Annotated in this window: 17 protein-coding genes; 9 read left to right on the forward strand and 8 right to left on the reverse strand. The window is 71.4% G+C overall.

The annotated features are described in order from the left end of the window. The first annotated feature begins 14 nt into the window (after positions 1 to 14). Complete coding sequence (locus Aau02nite_RS25680) at positions 15 to 761, forward strand: AAA family ATPase (RefSeq protein WP_212991122.1); 747 nt, start codon at positions 15 to 17, stop codon at positions 759 to 761. Here Aau02nite_RS25680 and Aau02nite_RS25685 read toward each other — a convergent pair. Continuing rightward, positions 733 to 2520: an ABC transporter ATP-binding protein gene (locus tag Aau02nite_RS25685; RefSeq protein WP_212991123.1), complete on the reverse strand. Its 1788-nt coding sequence runs from the start codon at positions 2518 to 2520 to the stop codon at positions 733 to 735. The genes Aau02nite_RS25680 and Aau02nite_RS25685 overlap by 29 nt on opposite strands. Further along, positions 2513 to 4456: an ABC transporter ATP-binding protein gene (locus tag Aau02nite_RS25690; RefSeq protein ID WP_212991124.1), complete on the reverse strand. Its 1944-nt coding sequence runs from the start codon at positions 4454 to 4456 to the stop codon at positions 2513 to 2515. The genes Aau02nite_RS25685 and Aau02nite_RS25690 overlap by 8 nt, the downstream gene beginning before the upstream one ends. Before the next feature lie 174 nt (positions 4457 to 4630). On the opposite strand from Aau02nite_RS25690, the gene pta reads away from it, so the two are divergent. Both pta and Aau02nite_RS25700 read left to right on the forward strand, forming a co-directional pair. Continuing rightward, on the forward strand, positions 4631 to 6703 hold the full coding sequence (pta, locus tag Aau02nite_RS25695; protein WP_212991125.1) for a phosphate acetyltransferase: 2073 nt from the start codon (positions 4631 to 4633) through the stop codon (positions 6701 to 6703). Further along, a complete protein-coding gene (locus Aau02nite_RS25700; protein ID WP_212991126.1) occupies positions 6700 to 7806 on the forward strand; it encodes an acetate/propionate family kinase in 1107 nt (368 codons plus the stop codon). The genes pta and Aau02nite_RS25700 overlap by 4 nt, the downstream gene beginning before the upstream one ends. Before the next feature lie 106 nt (positions 7807 to 7912). On the opposite strand, the gene Aau02nite_RS25705 is transcribed toward Aau02nite_RS25700, so the two are convergent. After that, the gene (locus Aau02nite_RS25705) at positions 7913 to 8080 is read right to left on the reverse strand and encodes a hypothetical protein (protein ID WP_212991127.1); all 168 of its coding nucleotides are present in this window, start codon (positions 8078 to 8080) and stop codon (positions 7913 to 7915) included. A 158-nt stretch (positions 8081 to 8238) separates the two neighbouring features. On the opposite strand from Aau02nite_RS25705, the gene Aau02nite_RS25710 reads away from it, so the two are divergent. After that, on the forward strand, positions 8239 to 9165 hold the full coding sequence (locus Aau02nite_RS25710; protein ID WP_212991128.1) for an alpha/beta hydrolase family protein: 927 nt from the start codon (positions 8239 to 8241) through the stop codon (positions 9163 to 9165). Here the strand turns inward: Aau02nite_RS25710 and Aau02nite_RS25715 are convergent. From Aau02nite_RS25715 to Aau02nite_RS25725, 3 genes are all read right to left on the reverse strand, one after another. Next, positions 9162 to 10112 (reverse strand): zinc-binding dehydrogenase, encoded by a 951-nt coding sequence (locus Aau02nite_RS25715; protein ID WP_438841170.1) that lies wholly within the window; start codon positions 10110 to 10112, stop codon positions 9162 to 9164. The genes Aau02nite_RS25710 and Aau02nite_RS25715 overlap by 4 nt on opposite strands. Positions 10113 to 10204: 92 nt before the next feature. Beyond that, positions 10205 to 11356, reverse strand: coding sequence for an NAD(P)-dependent malic enzyme (locus tag Aau02nite_RS25720; RefSeq protein ID WP_246595448.1), 1152 nt, complete (start codon positions 11354 to 11356; stop codon positions 10205 to 10207). A gap of 210 nt (positions 11357 to 11566) precedes the next feature. Beyond that, a complete protein-coding gene (locus Aau02nite_RS25725) occupies positions 11567 to 11875 on the reverse strand; it encodes a S26 family signal peptidase (protein WP_212991130.1) in 309 nt (102 codons plus the stop codon). Positions 11876 to 11959: 84 nt separating this feature from the next. On the opposite strand from Aau02nite_RS25725, the gene sodN reads away from it, so the two are divergent. The 3 genes from sodN to Aau02nite_RS25740 are packed head-to-tail and all read left to right on the forward strand — an operon-like array spanning position 11960 to position 13304. Beyond that, positions 11960 to 12364: a superoxide dismutase, Ni gene (gene sodN / locus Aau02nite_RS25730; RefSeq protein WP_203769414.1), complete on the forward strand. Its 405-nt coding sequence runs from the start codon at positions 11960 to 11962 to the stop codon at positions 12362 to 12364. 53 nt (positions 12365 to 12417) lie between these two features. Further along, positions 12418 to 12861: a GNAT family N-acetyltransferase gene (locus Aau02nite_RS25735; RefSeq protein ID WP_212991284.1), complete on the forward strand. Its 444-nt coding sequence runs from the start codon at positions 12418 to 12420 to the stop codon at positions 12859 to 12861. Positions 12862 to 12890: 29 nt separating this feature from the next. Then, positions 12891 to 13304, forward strand: a complete 414-nt coding sequence (locus tag Aau02nite_RS25740; protein ID WP_377882631.1) for an ATP-binding protein — start codon at positions 12891 to 12893, stop codon at positions 13302 to 13304. Between the two features lie 20 nt (positions 13305 to 13324). Here the strand turns inward: Aau02nite_RS25740 and Aau02nite_RS25745 are convergent, their stop codons facing one another. Both Aau02nite_RS25745 and Aau02nite_RS25750 read right to left on the reverse strand, forming a co-directional pair. Continuing rightward, complete coding sequence (locus tag Aau02nite_RS25745) at positions 13325 to 14020, reverse strand: FadR/GntR family transcriptional regulator (protein ID WP_212991131.1); 696 nt, start codon at positions 14018 to 14020, stop codon at positions 13325 to 13327. Positions 14021 to 14085: 65 nt separating this feature from the next. Continuing rightward, positions 14086 to 14475 (reverse strand): hypothetical protein, encoded by a 390-nt coding sequence (locus tag Aau02nite_RS25750; RefSeq protein WP_212991132.1) that lies wholly within the window; start codon positions 14473 to 14475, stop codon positions 14086 to 14088. Positions 14476 to 14528: 53 nt separating this feature from the next. Here Aau02nite_RS25750 and Aau02nite_RS25755 point away from each other — a divergent pair, with 53 nt between their 5' ends. Together Aau02nite_RS25755 and Aau02nite_RS25760 are read left to right on the forward strand one after the other, a co-directional pair. Beyond that, a complete protein-coding gene (locus Aau02nite_RS25755) occupies positions 14529 to 15479 on the forward strand; it encodes a diacylglycerol/lipid kinase family protein (RefSeq protein ID WP_212991133.1) in 951 nt (316 codons plus the stop codon). Between the two features lie 411 nt (positions 15480 to 15890). Next, complete coding sequence (locus Aau02nite_RS25760) at positions 15891 to 16145, forward strand: WhiB family transcriptional regulator (protein ID WP_203769420.1); 255 nt, start codon at positions 15891 to 15893, stop codon at positions 16143 to 16145. Positions 16146 to 16440: the final 295 nt, after the last annotated feature.

A 16440-nucleotide genomic window follows, 5' to 3' on the forward strand; every position in this document is an offset into this window, starting at 1 on the left:
GAGGTGTGGTCGCGGTGGGCAGGGATGCGGGCCGGCCGATCCGGCGGGTCGAGGCGGATCCCGGCGCCGAGATCGACCGTGACGCCTGGTGGGCGCAGATCCCGGCGATTGCCGCCATCCTGGAGCACGGCCTGAACCTCCCAGCCGGCGTGACGTTCGTGGTCGGCGAGAACGGGTCGGGCAAGTCGACCCTGATCGAGGCGCTGGCCGCGGTGCACGGCCTGAACCCCGAGGGCGGCTCGCGGTCGGCGCGGCACAGCACCCGGGCCACCGAGTCGGAGCTGGGGTCGGTGCTGCGTGTGATCCGCACCCCGGGCCGGATGGTGAACTCGTACTTCCTGCGCGCCGAGACGATGCACGGGCTGTACACGTACCTGGAGGGGCTGGGGGGCGGGCCGGACACCGACCTGCACGAGCGCAGCCACGGTGAGGGCTTTCTGGAGCTGCTGGACCGCAAGTTCCACGGGTACGGCTTCTATCTGATGGACGAGCCGGAGGCACCGCTGTCGTTCACCTCGACGCTCGGCCTGCTGTCCCGGCTCGACACGCTGCGCGCGGACGGCGCCCAGGTCGTCGTGGCGACCCATTCGCCGCTGCTGACCGCCCTGCCCGGGGCGACGATCCTCGAGCTGAGCGGGCAGGGCATCCGCAAGATGAGGTGGGACGAGCTGGCGATCGTCGCGCACTGGAAACGGTTCCTGGACCGGCCCGAGGGTTACCTGCACGCGCTGCTCAGCGGTACGCCGCCGCCTGCAGCATGAACAGCTCGGCGTAGAGGCCGTTGCGGGCCATCAGCTCCTGGTGGCTGCCGGCCTCGGCGATCCGGCCGTCCGCCACCACCAGGATCAGGTCGGCCATCCGTACCGTGGAGAAGCGGTGCGAGACCAGGACCGTGATGCCCCCGGTGCGCCCGCCCACCTCCCGGGCCGAGCGCGCGTAGCGCTCGAAGAGGGCGTGCTCGGTCAGCGGGTCCAGCGCCGCGGTCGGCTCGTCCAGCAGCAGCAGGAGCGGTTCGTCGCGCATCATCGCCCGGCTCAGGGCCACCCGCTGCCACTGGCCGCCGGAGAGCTCCTCACCGTCCTCGTAGGACTTGCCGAGGTGGGACTCCAGCCCGTTCGGCAGGCGGTCGACGACCACCTGGGCGTCCGCCCGGTGCACGGCCGCCGGGACCGCGACCGGATCGGCGATGCGGGGCAGATCGCCCACCCCGATGCTCTCCCGGGCCGGCGCATCGAGCTTCACGAAGTCCTGGAAGCCGGCCGCGATGCGCTCCCGCCAGCCCTGCGGGTCGATGCGGCGCAGGTCCACACCGTCGACGCTGATCGTGCCGGCCGTCGGGCGGTAGAACCGGCACAGCAGCTTGACCAGCGTGGACTTGCCCGCGCCGTTGTCACCGACGACGGCCACGGTGGCGCCGGCCGGGATGCGGACCGTCACGTCCCGCAGCACGTCCGTGTCCGTGCCGGGATAGCGGAACGCGACACCCTCCAGCGTGATGCCGTCCCGCAGGGTGGCCGGCACGGGGTGGTCCGGCACGACCGGATCCGCGGAGCCGGCCGACTCGCGACGCAGCCACCGCACCCGGGCCAGCGCGCGGGCGTTGCGTTGCAGGGCTCCGGCGACCGCGACCGCCCCGGCCGCCTGGGCGTTGGTCTGCACGGCCAGGGTGATGACGAGGACCACGTCGCCGACCGACCGCTCCCCCGTGATCGCGGACCGGACCACGAAGACGACCGCGGCCACGTACCCGACCGCGAAGATCAACTGCCCGGCCAGCCGCAGTCCCAGACCGGCCAGCTCGGCCCGGCGCAGCGGGATCTCCTCCCGGCGGCGGGCCGCGGCCTGCCGCTCCCGGAGCGTGCGCTGCAGCCCGAACAGCCGGATCTCCTTGGCCGCGGCCGGGCTCACGGCCAGCTCCAGCAGGTGCCAGCCGAGCCGGCGGGACTCGGCGGTGGCGAGCTCGGCCCGCTCGAGGCGGGCCTCACCGATCCGGCCGGCGATGAGCGGGGGTACGGCGAACAGCGGCAACAACAGCAGCCACGGCTCCAGCCGCGCGAGCAGCACGCCGGTCAGCGCGATCTGCACGGACAGGGTGATCGCGGTGAGCACGGTCTGCACGCCCGCGGCCACCTCCCAGCTCTCCTTGCGCAGCAGCTCCATCCGGTCGGCGTAGTCCTGCCGCTCGTGCTGGTCCAGCCCGGCCGTGCCGTGCGCGAGGTCGCCGATCTCCCGCTCGATGCGCAGGTGGTGCAGGTCGGCGAGCTCGAAGAAGAAGATGTGCGCGAAGTGCTCCATGGTGAGGCTGAGCAGCGCGACCACCGCCACGGCAGCCGCCGCCCAGACCGCCGCGGAGGTGTCGCGGGCCAGCGCCGCATCCGTGGTCACCGCGAGGAAGACGGCGATCAGGGGCGCGCTCACGTTGCCCAGCAGCATCAGGAAGGCGGAGATGAGCAGCCGCCCTCGGCTCGCCCGCCACGAGGAGCCCAGCACGCCGGTGATGCCCAGCCACAGGTCACGCATCAGCGGGCTCCTCGATCAGCTCGTCACCGGCGGCCGTCGCTCCCGGCACCTCGTCCTCGGCGAAGCGGGCCGCCTGCAGAGTGAACAACTCCGCGTAACGGCCGCCGCCGGCCAGTAGCTCGTCGTGGGTGCCCGACTCCAGCACCCGGCCGTGCTCCAGCACCGCGATCCGGTCGGCCCGGCGGACCGTGGAGAACCGGTGGGAGATCACCAGGCTGGTCGCGCCCCGGGTCAGGTCCAGGAAGCGGGAGAAGAACGCCACCTCGGCGCGCGCGTCCAGGCTCGCCGTCGGCTCGTCCAGCACCAGCACCCGGGCGCCGCCCTGCACCGCGATCAACGCCCGCGCGATCGCGATGCGCTGCCATTGCCCGCCGGAGAGATCGGCGCCATCCGTGTACTGCCGGGAGAGCGGGGTGTCGAGGCCGATCGGCAACCGCCGGACGAAGTCCAGGGCACCGGCGCGGCGCAACGCGTCCTCGATCGCCGCGTCGTCGTTCAGCTCGCCGGCGCCGAAGCCGACGTTGTCGCGGACCGGGAGCTCGAAGTGCACGAAGTCCTGGAAGATCGCCGCGACCCGGCGCTGCCAGGCGGCGCCGTCGAAGCTGCGGATGTCCACCCCGTCGGCGGTGATCCGGCCGGACTCCGGCTCGTAGAGGCGGGCCAGCAGCTTGACCAGCGTGGTCTTGCCGGCGCCGTTGAGGCCCACGATCGCCAGCGAGGCACCCGCGGGGATGACGAGGTCGAGCCGGTCGAGCACCGCCGGGGACTCCGGCGCATAGCGGAAGGTGACCTGTTCGAAGCGGATCTCGCGGACCGGCAGCTCCGGCGGGGGCAGCTCACCGCCACCCGGGCCGGCGGCCGCGGCGGTCAGCTCGCCGAGGCGGCGCAACGCCTGCTGGGCGTTCAGGCCGTACTCGGTCTGCACGTCGGACTCCGCGATGAAGGCGCCGATCCGTACCGAGGAGAGCGCCGCCTGCATCACCATCAGGAACGCGCCGATGCCCAGCACGCCCGCCGCGGCGTCCCGGGCGGCCAGCGCCAGGGCCCCGCCGAGCAGGACGAAGGCCACGAGCGTGTAGAGCACGTACGGTCCGTAGAAGATCCGCCGGCGCTGCCGCCAGACCGGGACGGAGCTGGCCATGAAGGCGTCCGCGTAGCGGTCGCCGACCCAGTCGAGCAGGCCGAAGACCCGGATCTCCTTGGCCGCGACCGCGGTGAACAACAGGTCCCGGAAGTAGAAGCGCCGCCGCCGGGTGCGCTGGTGCGACATGTAGATGCGGCCGAACACGGACAGGCCCACGCGGTAACCGAACCGGATGATCAGGCCGGCGAGCAGCACCGCGCCGGCCGCCCACCACTGCCACACCACGCCGACGACCACCACGGCCGCGACGGTCTGCAGGTAACGGGAGAGCAGCGCGATGAACCCGGCGCAGGCGGCACCCGGCGTCCAGTCGGCGAACCGCAGCATGGAGACCCCGTCGGCCGCCTGGTCCTGCACCTCGGGATCCTCCAGGACGGCGATGCCCGATCCGGTGAAGGAATCGGCCATCAGCCGGTCCCGGATCCGGTCGTCGATGCGCCGCCGCATCAGCTCGCCGAGGAACGCCTGCACCGGCAGCGACAGCTGGATGGCGAAGAAGAGCGCGGCGGCGGTGATCAGGTGGTCCCGCAGGTCGAGCCAGGCCGGCGACTCCACGCCCCCGGCGACCGCGGCCGGCACCCCGGCGATGACCCAGGCGGTGGCCAGCACGAACCCGATGGGCAGCAGCCCGGCGACGACCTGTAGCAGGACCGCGGTCGTGACGACGGCCGTACCGCCGCCGGGCAGGAGCCGCAGCATCGCCCGGCGCTGGACCCACCGGCCGCGCATCCCCGCGGTGAACTCGTTCCACACCGACCGGTCGGCCCCGGCGCCCATGTCCTGGCCGGCCATCACTCCACCCCCGTAGCTATTGATCACGGTGAACCTATCGAGGCGCCCGCGCGGGCGTCGCCCCGTTTTCCCGCCGTTCGCTCTCAGCGGACCGGCGTTCCCGGGCCGGACGGCCTTGTCCACAGGGTCTGTCGACCCCGGGCGGGATCGCCGCCCGGCCGGTACGTTGAAGGCGTGGCGAGCAGCGTGTACGTGGCCGGGGTGGGCCCCGGCGTCGGTAAGAGCACAGTCGCGCTGGGGCTGGTGGAGCTGTTGTCCCGGCAGGTCGCGCGGATAGGCGTCTTCCGTCCGGTGGTCCCCGGCCACGGCGAGGATCCGCTGCTGACCCTGCTCACCACCCGCTACCCGGCGGTCGCGCCCTACGCGGATTCCTTCGGCGTCACCGTGGCCGAGGCCGCCGCGCTGGTCGCCGACGGCCGGCGCGAGGAGCTCATCTCCCGGATCGTCGAGCGCTACCGCGAGGTCGAGCGGCAGTGCGCGTCCGTGGTGGTGATCGGCAGTGACTTCTCCGACGGCCAGGAGGAGGGTCACGACGAGCTCCCCCGCGAGCTGGCCTTCAACGCGCGCCTGGCCAACGAGTTCGGCAGTGTGGTGCTGCCCGTCGTGAGCGGTCAGGGCCGGCGCTCCGATCTGCAGGCCGCCGTCGGCTCGGCGTACCACTCGCTTGTGGATCTGAGCGCGACCGTGCTGGCCGTGATCGCCAACCGGGTTCCCGAGGGTGTCCCGGCCCCGGCCCCGGCCGGGCTGCCGGTGCCGGTCTGGGCCATCCCGGAGATCCCCGCCATCGCCGCCCCCACCGTCGCGGAGGTCGCCGCCGCCCTCGACGCCACCGTGGTGACCGGTGGCGAGGCCGCGCTCGACCGGGACGTGCTCGACTACGTGGTCGGCGCGGCGCACGTGCCGGCCGTGCTGGACCACCTCACCGACGGGGCTCTGATCATCACTCCCGGCGACCGGGCCGATCTCCTGGTCGCCGCGAGCGCCGCGCACGCCGCCGGCAACGTGACGCTCGCCGGCCTGGTGCTGACCATCGGCGAGTTCCCCGATCCGCGCGCCGTGCGGGTCATCGAGCGGCTCAACACCGGGCTGGCCATGCTGGTGGTGCAGTCCGACAGCTACCACACGATCAGCGCGGCGGGCCGGATCGAGGCCAAGCTCAGCCCGGCCACCCCGCGCAAGGTCGAGGCGGCCCTCGGCGCCTTCGAGAAGCACGTGGACACCGCCGAGCTGACCCGGCTGCTCGACGTCACCCGGTCCAGCCGGGTGACGCCGCTGATGTTCGAGAACGACCTGATCGAGCGGGCCCGGGCCGACCGCCGGCATCTCGTGCTGCCCGAGGGCACCGACGAGCGGATCCTGCGGGCGACCGAGACGCTGCTGCGCCGCGGTGTCGCCGACCTCACCCTGCTCGGCGACCCGGCCGAGATCACCCGGCGGGCCCGCGAGCTGGGCGTCGAGATCGGGGCGGCCCGGCTGGTCGATCCGGCCACCAGCGAGTGGCGCGACGGCTTCGCCGAGGAGTACGCGGAGCTGCGCAAACACCGGGCCGTGACCCTCGACCTGGCGTACGACGTGGTCCGCGACGTCAATTACTTCGGCACGATGATGGTCGCCACCGGGCGGGCCGACGGCATGGTCTCCGGGGCGAACCACACCACCGCCGCCACCATCCGGCCCGCCTTCGAGATCATCAAGACGGTGCCCGGGGTTTCCGTCGCCTCCAGCGTCTTCTTCATGCTGCTGGCCGACCGGGTGCTGGTCTACGGCGACTGCGCGGTCAACCCCGAGCCGGACGCGGACCAGCTCGCCGACATCGCCCTGTCGTCGGCGCAGACGGCGGCCGCGTTCGGCATCGAGCCGCGGGTGGCCATGCTGTCCTACTCGACCGGCAGCTCGGGCGCGGGCGCCGACGTGGAGAAGGTGGCCGCCGCGACGAAGCTGGTCCGCGAGCGCCGCCCCGACCTGCCCGTGGAGGGACCCATCCAGTACGACGCGGCGATCGATCCGGGCGTGGCGGCGACCAAGCTGCCGGAGAGCGTGGTGGCCGGCAAGGCGACCGTCTTCGTCTTCCCCGACCTCAGCTCGGGCAACAACACCTACAAGGCGGTGCAGCGCTCGGCGAACGCGGTGGCGGTCGGACCGGTGATGCAGGGCCTGCGCCGCCCGGTCAACGACCTGTCCCGCGGCGCGACGGTCAAGGACATCGTCAACACGGTGGCGATCACCGCGATCCAGGCCCGCTCATGAAGATCCTGGTGCTCAACTCGGGCTCCTCCTCGGTCAAGTACCGCCTCTTCAACGGCACCGACACCCTGGCCAAAGGGCTGATCGAACGCATCGGCGAGTCCGGCGGGGACGCCGGCGACCACGAGGCCGCCCTGCAGCAGGTGATGGCCGCGGTCGACCTCGACGGCCTCGGCGCGGTCGGGCACCGGGTCGTGCACGGCGGCAGTGAGTTCGGCCGGGCCACCGTGATCGACGACGAGCTCTTCGCCGTCATCGAAGGGCTGGTCCCGCTCGCGCCCCTGCACAATCCGGCGGCGCTCAGCGGCATCGCGGTGGCCCGCAAGCTGCTGCCCGACGTCCCGCAGGTCGCGGTCTTCGACACGGCGTTCCACCAGACGATTCCCCCGGACGGGGTGGCGTACGCGATCGACGCGTCGCTGGCGAAGCGCTGGCAGATCCGCCGTTACGGCTTCCACGGGACCTCGCACGCGTACGTGGCCCGTAAGACCGCTGAGCTGCTCGGCCTGCCCGCCGACCGGGCCCGGGTGATCACCCTGCACCTGGGCAACGGCGCGAGCGCCTGCGCGGTCTCGGGCGGCCGCAGCGTGGCCACGTCGATGGGCATGTCCCCGCAGTCCGGCCTGGTGATGGGCACCCGCAGCGGTGACGTCGACCCGACCGTGATCTTCCACCTGCACCGGGTCGCCGGCCTCCCGATCGAGGAGATCGAACGCTCCCTGACCCGCTTCGCCGGTCTGCAGGGCCTGGCCGGCGAGAACGACATGCGGACGGTGCAGCAACACCGGGCGGATGGCGACCCGGCGGCGACGCTGGCCTTCGACGTCTACTGCCGGCGGATCAAGGAGTACGTCGGCACGTACCTGGCGGTCCTGGGCGGAGCGGACGCCATCGTGTTCACCGCGGGGGTCGGCGAGAATTCCCCGGAGGTCCGCGCCGCCTCGCTGGCCGGCCTGGCCGAGCTGGGCATCACGATCGACGCGGCCCGCAACGAGCGGAGCGAGCGCATCATCTCGCCCGAAGGTGCGCGGGTGCGGGTCTGCGTGGTCCCGACGGACGAGGAGCTGGAGATCGCCCAGCAGGTGACCGCCGAGCTCCAGAAGTGAGAGGGCCTGCGGCGGTGGGATGAAGCCGGGCGGGCCGGGTGCCACGGGCGGTGACCCGCTCGCGTCCCGGCCCGCGCTCAGCCCGGGTAGGTCGGCACGGTCCTGGTCAGCCCAGGGCCAGCCAGGCGATCAGCGCGATCAGAACGATCGCGACCGCGGCGGCGCCGATGATCAGCGGGGTCTTGGAGGCGGCTGGCGGCTCCTGCGGAGTGCTCTGCGTGAAGGCGCGGAACGCCTCGGTGTTGCCGCTCGGGTCGACGGTGTTGTCAGGCATGCGCACGACCATAGCGAAGCCCGGCACCCCCGCGACAGTGCGTCCCGGCCTCCTAGCAGGGCGTTCGTCCCGTCCGCCGAGATATCACCCGTTCGTGGGTGTGTCCGGGGCCGCCCGCGCCGACGCCCGCTGCCACCGGAGCCGGGCACACTTGGCGGATGGGACGCCGTACCGTCGCGCTTCTGCTCGCCGCCGTCTGCGCGACCGGCGCACTCACCTCATGCTCCGCCGAGCCGGCCCGCGAAGCGCCGCCGTCTCCCCTGGCGAGTGCCGAACCGGTCCCTGAGAGCAGCCCCGCGCCCACCCTGGAGAGCAGCCCCGCGCCCACCCGCGGCCGGGCCCCGAGCCGCCCCTTCGAGGTCGAGACCCGCAAGCTGAAGCTCAGCCGCGGCAACGACCGCCCGTTGCCCACCACCGTCTGGTATCCCGCCACCGGCGACGGCCCGTTCCCGGTCGTCGTCTTCAGCCACGGCCTCACCGCCCGACCGGGTGACTACGCCGGCATCCTCGCCCGCTGGGCCCGGGCCGGCTTCGTCGTCGCCGCGCCGGCCTACCCGCACACCTCCGCCGGGGTCGCCGACTTCAACGTCATCGACCTGCTCAACCAGCCGGCCGACGCGTCGTCGGTGCTCACCCAGATCCTCGCCCTCGACGGCGAGGCCGGCGACCCGCTGCGGGGGCGCCTCGACCGGGACCACGTCGCCGCCGCCGGGCATTCCGGCGGGGGCGTCACCACGCTGGGGATGCTCAGCGGCAACCGGGACGAACGGCTCACCGCCGCGGTGGTCCTGGCCGGACGGCAGGTGCTGCCCGGGACCTTCACCGGCCCGGCGCTTCCCGTGCTCTTCGTGCACGGCGAGCTCGACCAGACCGTCCGGTACGCCGACGGCCGCGCCGCCTTCAGCGCCGTGCCGTGGCCCAAAGCCCTGCTGACCCTGCCGGACGCCGGCCACGTCGTCACCAGCGGCGAGGAGTTCGACCTGGTGGCCGACGCGACGACCGACTTCTGGCGCTGGAGCCTCTACGGCGATGCCGGCGCCGGGCGGCGCCTGGAACGGCGTGACAATCTCGACAGCGACTTCTAGTGCAGGTGGTCGACGGCCACCTTGCCGAAGATCTCCCCCGAGTTGAGCCGGGCGAAGGCGTCGCTCACCGCGGAGAAGCCGTAGGTGGAGTCGATCACCGGGCGGATGCCGCGCTCGACACAGAGGTCCAGCAGGGCGGCCAGTTCCTCGGCCGTACCCATGGTGCTGCCCAGGATCTCGAGCTGCATCATGAAGACCCGCCGCAGGTCGACCTTGGGGAACGGGCCGCCGGTCGCGCCGCACACCACGATGCGGGCGCCCGGCGCCGAGCACTTCAGCGAGTGCTCGAAGGTCGGCGCACCCACCGACTCGATCACCACGTCCACCCGTTCGGGCAGGCGGGCACCCGGCTCGACCGCGGTGGCGCCCAGCTCGGCGATCCGCTCGCGCTTGGCGGCGTCGCGGCTGGTCGCGTACACCCGCTTGCCGAGCGCGGTCGCGAGCGCGACCGCGGCAGTGGCCACCCCGCCGCCCGCGCCCTGCACCAGGACCGATCCGGCGTCGGCCACGCGGCCGCGCGCGGTGAGCATGTGGTACGCGGTCAGCCAGGCCGTGGGCAGGCAGGCCGCATCCAGGAACGAGATGCCGGCGGGCTTGGGCACCAGGTTCTCCGCCGGTACGGCGACCCGCTCGGCCAGCGTGCCCGGCCAGCGCTCGGACAGCAACGAGAAGCCCCGCGGGTCCGCCGGGTCCTTGATCACCGGATAGACCACGACCTCGTGGCCGGCGGTGTCCACACCGGACGCGTCGCAGCCGAGAATCATCGGCAGCCGGTCGGCCGGCAACCCGACGCCCCGCAGCGACCAGATCTCGTGGTGGTTGAGCGAACTCGCCCGCACATCGACGGTCACCCAGCCGTCCGGTGGGGACGGCTCGGGCAGGTCACCGACGGTCAGTCCGGCTAGCGGCTCGTCGGGCTTCGTCGCACTGGCATAGGCGGCTCGCATACCCCGCAGCTTAGGCCGGTCCCGCCGATCCTGTCGTGGCCTCACGCAGCAGGGCAGGACGCACGGACGCCCTGCCCCGCCGACCGCGAAGCTCAGACCAGCGCCGCCGGCACGGCCGGCCGCGCGACGAACCGCGCCACCCCGTCGCCCTCAGCCGCCCGGGCGACCGCCTCGGCCACCGCCGGAGCCACCCGCGGATCCAGCGCCGACGGCACGATCGCGTCGGCCCGCAGCTCGTCCGCGACCACCTCCGCGATCGCCTCGGCCGCCGCCACCTTCATCCGCTCGGTGATCCGGGTCGCCCGGGCGTCCAGGGCACCCCGGAAGATCCCCGGGAACGCGAGCACGTTGTTGATCTGGTTCGGGAAGTCGCTGCGGCCGGTCGCGACGATCGCCGCGTACTTGTGGGCCAGCGCCGGCGGCACCTCCGGCGTCGGGTTGGCCAGGGCGAAGATGATGCCGTCCGGCGCCATGCCGGCCAGCGCGCTCTCCCCGATCTGCCCGCCGGAGACCCCGATCAGCACGTCGGCGCCGATCAGCGCCTCCTTGATGCCACCGGTACGCCCGGAGTAGTTCGTGCCCTGGGCCAGCGCGGCCTTCGTCCCGGTCAGGCCCGGGCGGTCCGCGTGGATGATGCCCTGGGAGTCACAGACGATGACGTTCGCGCCCTGGAGGCCGGCCGCGATCAGCATGTTGGTGATGGCCACTCCGGCCGCGCCGGCGCCGCTGATCACCACCCGCAGGTCGGCGAAGCGGCGCCCGAGCAGGGCCACCGCGTTGCGCAGCGCGGCGAGCACGACCACCGCGGTGCCGTGCTGGTCGTCGTGGAAGACCGGGATGTCCAGCGCCTCGTCGAGCCGGCGTTCGATCTCGAAGCAACGCGGCGCGCTGATGTCCTCGAGGTTGATGCCGCCGAACGAGGGACCGAGCGCCTTGACCACGGCGATGATGCCCTCGACGTCCTGGGTGTCGAGGCAGATCGGGATGGCGTCGACGCCGCCGAACTGCTTGAACAGCACGGCCTTGCCCTCCATGACGGGCATCGCGGCCTTCGGGCCGATGTTGCCCAGGCCGAGCACGGCCGAGCCGTCCGTGACGACGGCGACCGTGTTGGCCGTCCAGGTGTAGTCGGCGGCGAGCTCGGGGTCGGCGGCGATCGCCTCGCAGACCCGGGCCACGCCCGGGGTGTAGGCCCGGGACAGGTCGTCCCGGCTGGACAGCGGGACCGTGCAGGAGATCTCCATCTTGCCCCGCTTGTGCAGGTCGAAGACGGGGTCGGCGGCCAGGGCAGGGTCGAGCTCGAAACTGAAGAAGGACACAGGGACTCCAGACAACGCATCGGAACGTCGGTGTGCCAGCCGGGACGCGCGCGAGTCTGCGCGGTCCGACGTGCGATGCGGGGGTCACCCGGGACAAGCAACCGCAAGATTCAGGTGTGCTGCGGTTAACGCAGGTTAACTTAGCCGACCGGGACGCGGCCAGTAGCGAAACACCACTTGTCCGATGACATCCGCCACCCCGTGGGTGCGGGAATCGTCGGTCACGAACTCGTTGTCACCCTCGATCCACCAGCCACCCTCGTGCGGCCGGATCGCCCGTTTGACGACGAGCAGTTCCGGGCGGCTGCGGAACCGGGCCACCACGACCGACTGCGGCCTGACCCGGTGGACACGCCGTACGAGCAGGGCATCTCCGCCGTGCAGGGTGGGTGCCATGGACGGCCCTCGCACCAGTACGGCGAAGAGCGGCAATTGCCAAGTCATGGCATCAATCCCGGGGTCGAGGTTCGGTGTTCCGGTAAGGGGTAGTGTCGACTCGGATCATCGCAAACGTATGGAGGGGTCCTGATGCGACTTCCGCGTATTTTCACGCCGCGCACTGTGGTCAGCGCGCACTGCGACCTGCCCTGTGGGGTGTACGACCCGGCGCAGGCACGCATCGAGGCGGAGTCGGTGAAGGCCATCGCTGAGAAGTACCAGGCGAACACCGACCCCGAGTTCCGCACCCGCGCCATCCTCATCAAGGAGCAGCGCGCCGAACTGGTCAAGCACCACCTGTGGGTGCTCTGGACCGACTACTTCAAGGCGCCGCACTTCGAGAAGTACCCGAACCTGAACCAGCTGTTCAACGAGGCCACCAAGCTCGCCGGCGCGTCCGGCGCCAAGGGCTCGATGGACCCCGCGGTCGGCGAGCAGCTGCTGGCCAAGATCGAGGAGATCTCCAAGATCTTCTGGGAGACCAAGCAGGCGTGAGTCCCGCAACGATCCGGCCGGTACGTCATGACGACGTGCCGGCCGTTGTCGCGATGGTGCACGAGCTCGCCGAGTTCGAGCGCGCCGCGGAGTCCTGCCACCTCACCGAGGAGCAGTTGCGCGCGGCGTTGTTCGGCGACCACCCGGCGGTGTTCGGCCACGTCGCAGTCGACGCCGACGACACTCCGTACGGTTTTGCGCTCTGGTATCTCAATTTCTCCACGTGGGAGGGAACGCACGGCGTCCACCTGGAGGACCTGTACGTCCGCCCGCACGCCCGGGGCACCGGCGCGGGTGCCGCCCTGCTCGCCACGCTGGCGCAGATCTGCGTGGAGCGCGGCTACCAGCGTCTCGAGTGGGTGATGCTCGACTGGAATCCGGCCGCGGAGTTCTACGCCGCGATCGGGGCCGAGGTCGTGGCGGACTGGCTGCCGTACCGGCTCTCCGGGGCCGCCTTGAGCCAACTCGCCGAGCGCGCCTCCCCCGTCAGGGGCTAGAGTTCTCCTCCATTGGGAGGATGGGTTCGGTGACTCAGCTGCAGACAACGCATCCGGAGCCGGCGTTCGGTGACGACGTCGTGCTGCTGACCGTGCCCGCCGACGGCGGGTACCTCGGCGTGCTCCGTACAGCCACGGCCGGCCTCGCGGCCCGCCTGCACTTCGCGCTCGACGAGATCGAGGATCTGCGCATCGCGGTCGATGAGGCCTGCGCCATGTTGCTGGCCATCGCCACCCGCGGGGCGGAGTTGGAGTGCCGCTTCGCGGTCACCGACGACGCGCTCACGGTCGAGGTCACGGTGTCGACCGTGCGGGGCGCCCGGTTGCCCTCGGAGTCCTCTTTCGCGTGGAAGGTGCTGACCGCGCTGACCACGTCGGCGTCCGCCGAGGCGACCGGCCGGCACGCCACGATCCGGTTGCTGACCCGCCGCACCGAGATCTGACCCCGGAGCCGTCCGCGTTTTCAGCGCGCGGTGGCCACCATGATGTAGTCCAGGTGACGCCGGCCGACCTCCATGGCCGCGCCGGAGTCACCCGCCTTCACGCACATCAGCAGATCACGATGGTCGGCGTCGATGCGTGCCCAGTAGTCGTCGGGCAGGTTCTCGACGATCTCCTCGCCGTAGGTCACGTGGTACAGCGGCCGGGTCACCAGCTCGAAGAGCGGATTGCCGGTGGCCGAGGCGATCGCCGCGTGGAAGGCCGCGTGCGCGGCCAGCATGGTGTCCAGCTCGTCCAGGTCCGGATCGAACATCGCGCCGCGCAGCTCGATCAGATTCGCATCGGTACGGCGCTGCGCGGCGAGCCCGGCGGCGGGCACCTCCAGGGCGCGGCGCAGCTCGAGCAGATCGGCCATACCGACCTCGGCGGAGTTGCTCAGCAGAGTGAGCCCGGTGGAGAGAGCCTCGGAGAGCTGCTCGGCGTCGGGGTGCGCGACGAAGCTGCCGCCGGTGACGCCGCGGGTCGTGACGATCAGGTGCTGGCTGGCCAGCAGGCGTAGCGCCTCGCGGACCGTGCTGCGGCTCACGCCGGAGCGGACGCACAGCTCGGGCTCCGGTGGCAGCCGCTCGCCGGGCTGCAACCGTCCCGACGTGATCTCGTCGCGCAGTTCGTCCGCCAGGAGCTGGTACGCCGGCGGGCGCACCGTCGGTCCGGCCACTGCCCTCACCCCCTTGTGATCCGCCCACTCAGAGTAGGCCGTCAGACGCGGGTGGGAAGGGGGCTTCAGTCGAGTCCGAGGGCGCGGGTGGTCGGCGGCAGCACACAGAGCAGTCCGACACCGACACCGAGCACCATCAACAGTGCGCCGATCCAGGCCGTACCGGTCTGCAGCAGAAAGCCGCCCGAGGCGATCACGAAGAGCTGCACGACGATGGCCGGGCCGCGGGCGTGCGAGGAGCGCCGGGCCAGCGCGCGGGCGACGAACACCACAGCGACGGCCGCGACGGCGGTGAAAACCGTGAGTGCGACGGCCACCGCGATGCTGGCGGCATCGGCGGTGAAGTCCAGCACCAACAGGTACGCGGTCAGCACCGCGAGCGCGACGGCCTCCGCGAAGAGCAGGCGTACCGCCCAGACCAGCGTTGCCGGGGAATCGAGTTCTCGGGGGGTCACCGCTGTACGATACCGGCCAGCTCAGAGCCTTCCTGAGAGGTACAGTGCCGCCCATGCGAGCGTTACTGGTGGTTAATCCCAAAGCCACCACGACGAATGAGCGCAGCCGCGACGTCCTGGTCCGGGCCCTGCGCAGCGAGGTCGACCTGACGGTCGAATACACCATGAAACGCGGTCACGCCGCGGGTCTGGCCCGGGCGGCGGCCGAGAGCGGCGTCGACCTGGTGGTGACGCTCGGCGGGGACGGCACGGTCAACGAAGCCGTCAACGGCCTGATGACAGCCCAGCCCAGCCTGGCCGCGCGCGGCACCGCGCCGGCCTTCCGCCTGCCGGCTCTGGCCGTCGTCCCCGGTGGCTCCACCAACGTCTTCGCCCGCGCGCTCGGGTTGCCCCGCGACTGGGCCGACGGCACCAGCGTGATCCTCGACGGCCTGCGCTCCGGCCGGCACCGGGTCATCGGGCTCGGGCGGGCCGACGACCGCTACTTCACCTTCACGGCCGGACTCGGGCTGGACGCGGCCGTGGTGCGCCGGGTCGAGCAGGCGCGCCTGCGCGGCCGGACGTCCACGCCGTCGCTTTATGTCCGGTCGATGATCGGGCAGATCTTCTCGGGCGAGGACCGCAAGTCGCCACCGCTCTCGATCGAGCGACCCGGTGAGGAACCGGAGATGGGTCTGGGCACCGTCATCATCCAGAACACGGCCCCGTGGACCTATGTCGGCGACCGCGCGATCAACCCGAACCCCGAGGCTTCGTTCGACCGGGGACTTGACCTGCTGGCCGTTCGTAACCTATACATCACCAGCACAACACGGACAGTGACGCAGATGGTCTCCCGCAACGCGGATCCGCACGGCAAACACGTGCTGCGCCTGCACGACCAGGCCGAGTTCACCGTGATCGCCAGCCGCCCGCAGCCCTTCCAGCTCGACGGGGACTACCTGGGCGAACGCCAGAAGGTGCACTTCCTGTCCGTTCCCGACGCGCTACGTGTGATCTGCTGAGGATCGGGTACGCCGATCGGATCGTCCTTACGATCTGTTACAGAAAGACGGGCAAAAGGTCGGCAAGGCGGCGCGTACCGTACTACATTGATAGGGGCGGTCGTCCGCCGGTCCTGGAAGAACCCCCAGAACCGGACAAAGGGGTGGTGAGCTAGCTCACCCGCTGGGAGAATTTCCGAGCGCTACCCTTGACATCGCGGGAGTTCGTGAAAGCATTCACAAGCGATAAGAAGTAACCCGATGCCGCTCGTGCACGTTCCTTAATCCAGAAGGCACGGAACGGCATCGCGCACAAAGCTTGCTCACGCACCGGTGATCTGACGAACGCTGTCCGTCGGTCCCGGCGCGGATGCAGATAAGAGTAAGTAGCACCATTCTCTACCCAATCCAGAAACAAGGAGTGTTGCCGCCATGGACTGGCGTCACCATGCGATCTGCCGCGACGAGGACCCGGAGCTGTTCTTCCCGATCGGGACGTCTGGCCCCGCACTCCTGCAGGTCGAGCAGGCCAAGGCCGTCTGCCGGCGGTGTACCGTGACCGAGTCGTGCCTCGCCTGGGCGCTCGAGTCCGGACAGGACGCCGGCGTATGGGGCGGTATGAGCGAGGACGAGCGGCGCGCAGTCAAGCGTCGCGGCGGCCTCCGGGTCAGTGCCCCCACCGCCTGAACAATCCCCTCACAGCATTCACGCCCCGGGCCACCTTCGGCTCCGGGGCGTCGTGCTGTCCGGACCCGCCGCCGGCCGCATCCGATCATCGGTAGTTTCGATGTGATTACGCCACGCAATGGTGACACAGGGCATGAATGCGATCACGGACGCTTGCGAAATGATCTCGAAATTATCGTTATCGAAGCGACTATTCGTCGATGCCCGCGCACCCTCCGCAGTGGACGATCGCGCAGCCGGACGATCACTCAATGTGGTCACCCCCGAGCGTGACGGCCCGTGACCGTGTCCATCG

The organism is Actinoplanes auranticolor (assembly GCF_018332655.1).
GTDB classification, from domain to species: domain Bacteria; phylum Actinomycetota; class Actinomycetes; order Mycobacteriales; family Micromonosporaceae; genus Actinoplanes; species Actinoplanes auranticolor.

Bases quoted from the DNA above. Each gene is read 5' to 3' on its own strand.
- Aau02nite_RS25685 (WP_212991123.1), bottom strand. From the start codon at position 2,520: ATGCGTGACCTGTGGCTGGGCATCACCGGCGTGCTGGGCTCCTCGTGG.
- Aau02nite_RS25690 (WP_212991124.1), bottom strand. From the start codon at position 4,456: ATGGCCGGCCAGGACATGGGCGCCGGGGCCGACCGGTCGGTGTGGAAC.
- Aau02nite_RS25700 (WP_212991126.1), top strand. From the start codon at position 6,700: ATGAAGATCCTGGTGCTCAACTCGGGCTCCTCCTCGGTCAAGTACCGC.
- Aau02nite_RS25705 (WP_212991127.1), bottom strand. From the start codon at position 8,080: ATGCCTGACAACACCGTCGACCCGAGCGGCAACACCGAGGCGTTCCGC.
- Aau02nite_RS25710 (WP_212991128.1), top strand. From the start codon at position 8,239: ATGGGACGCCGTACCGTCGCGCTTCTGCTCGCCGCCGTCTGCGCGACC.
- Aau02nite_RS25715 (WP_438841170.1), bottom strand. From the start codon at position 10,112: ATGCGAGCCGCCTATGCCAGTGCGACGAAGCCCGACGAGCCGCTAGCC.
- Aau02nite_RS25720 (WP_246595448.1), bottom strand. From the start codon at position 11,356: ATGGAGATCTCCTGCACGGTCCCGCTGTCCAGCCGGGACGACCTGTCC.
- Aau02nite_RS25725 (WP_212991130.1), bottom strand. From the start codon at position 11,875: ATGACTTGGCAATTGCCGCTCTTCGCCGTACTGGTGCGAGGGCCGTCC.
- sodN (WP_203769414.1), top strand. From the start codon at position 11,960: ATGCGACTTCCGCGTATTTTCACGCCGCGCACTGTGGTCAGCGCGCAC.
- Aau02nite_RS25735 (WP_212991284.1), top strand. From the start codon at position 12,418: ATGGTGCACGAGCTCGCCGAGTTCGAGCGCGCCGCGGAGTCCTGCCAC.
- Aau02nite_RS25755 (WP_212991133.1), top strand. From the start codon at position 14,529: ATGCGAGCGTTACTGGTGGTTAATCCCAAAGCCACCACGACGAATGAG.
- Aau02nite_RS25760 (WP_203769420.1), top strand. From the start codon at position 15,891: ATGGACTGGCGTCACCATGCGATCTGCCGCGACGAGGACCCGGAGCTG.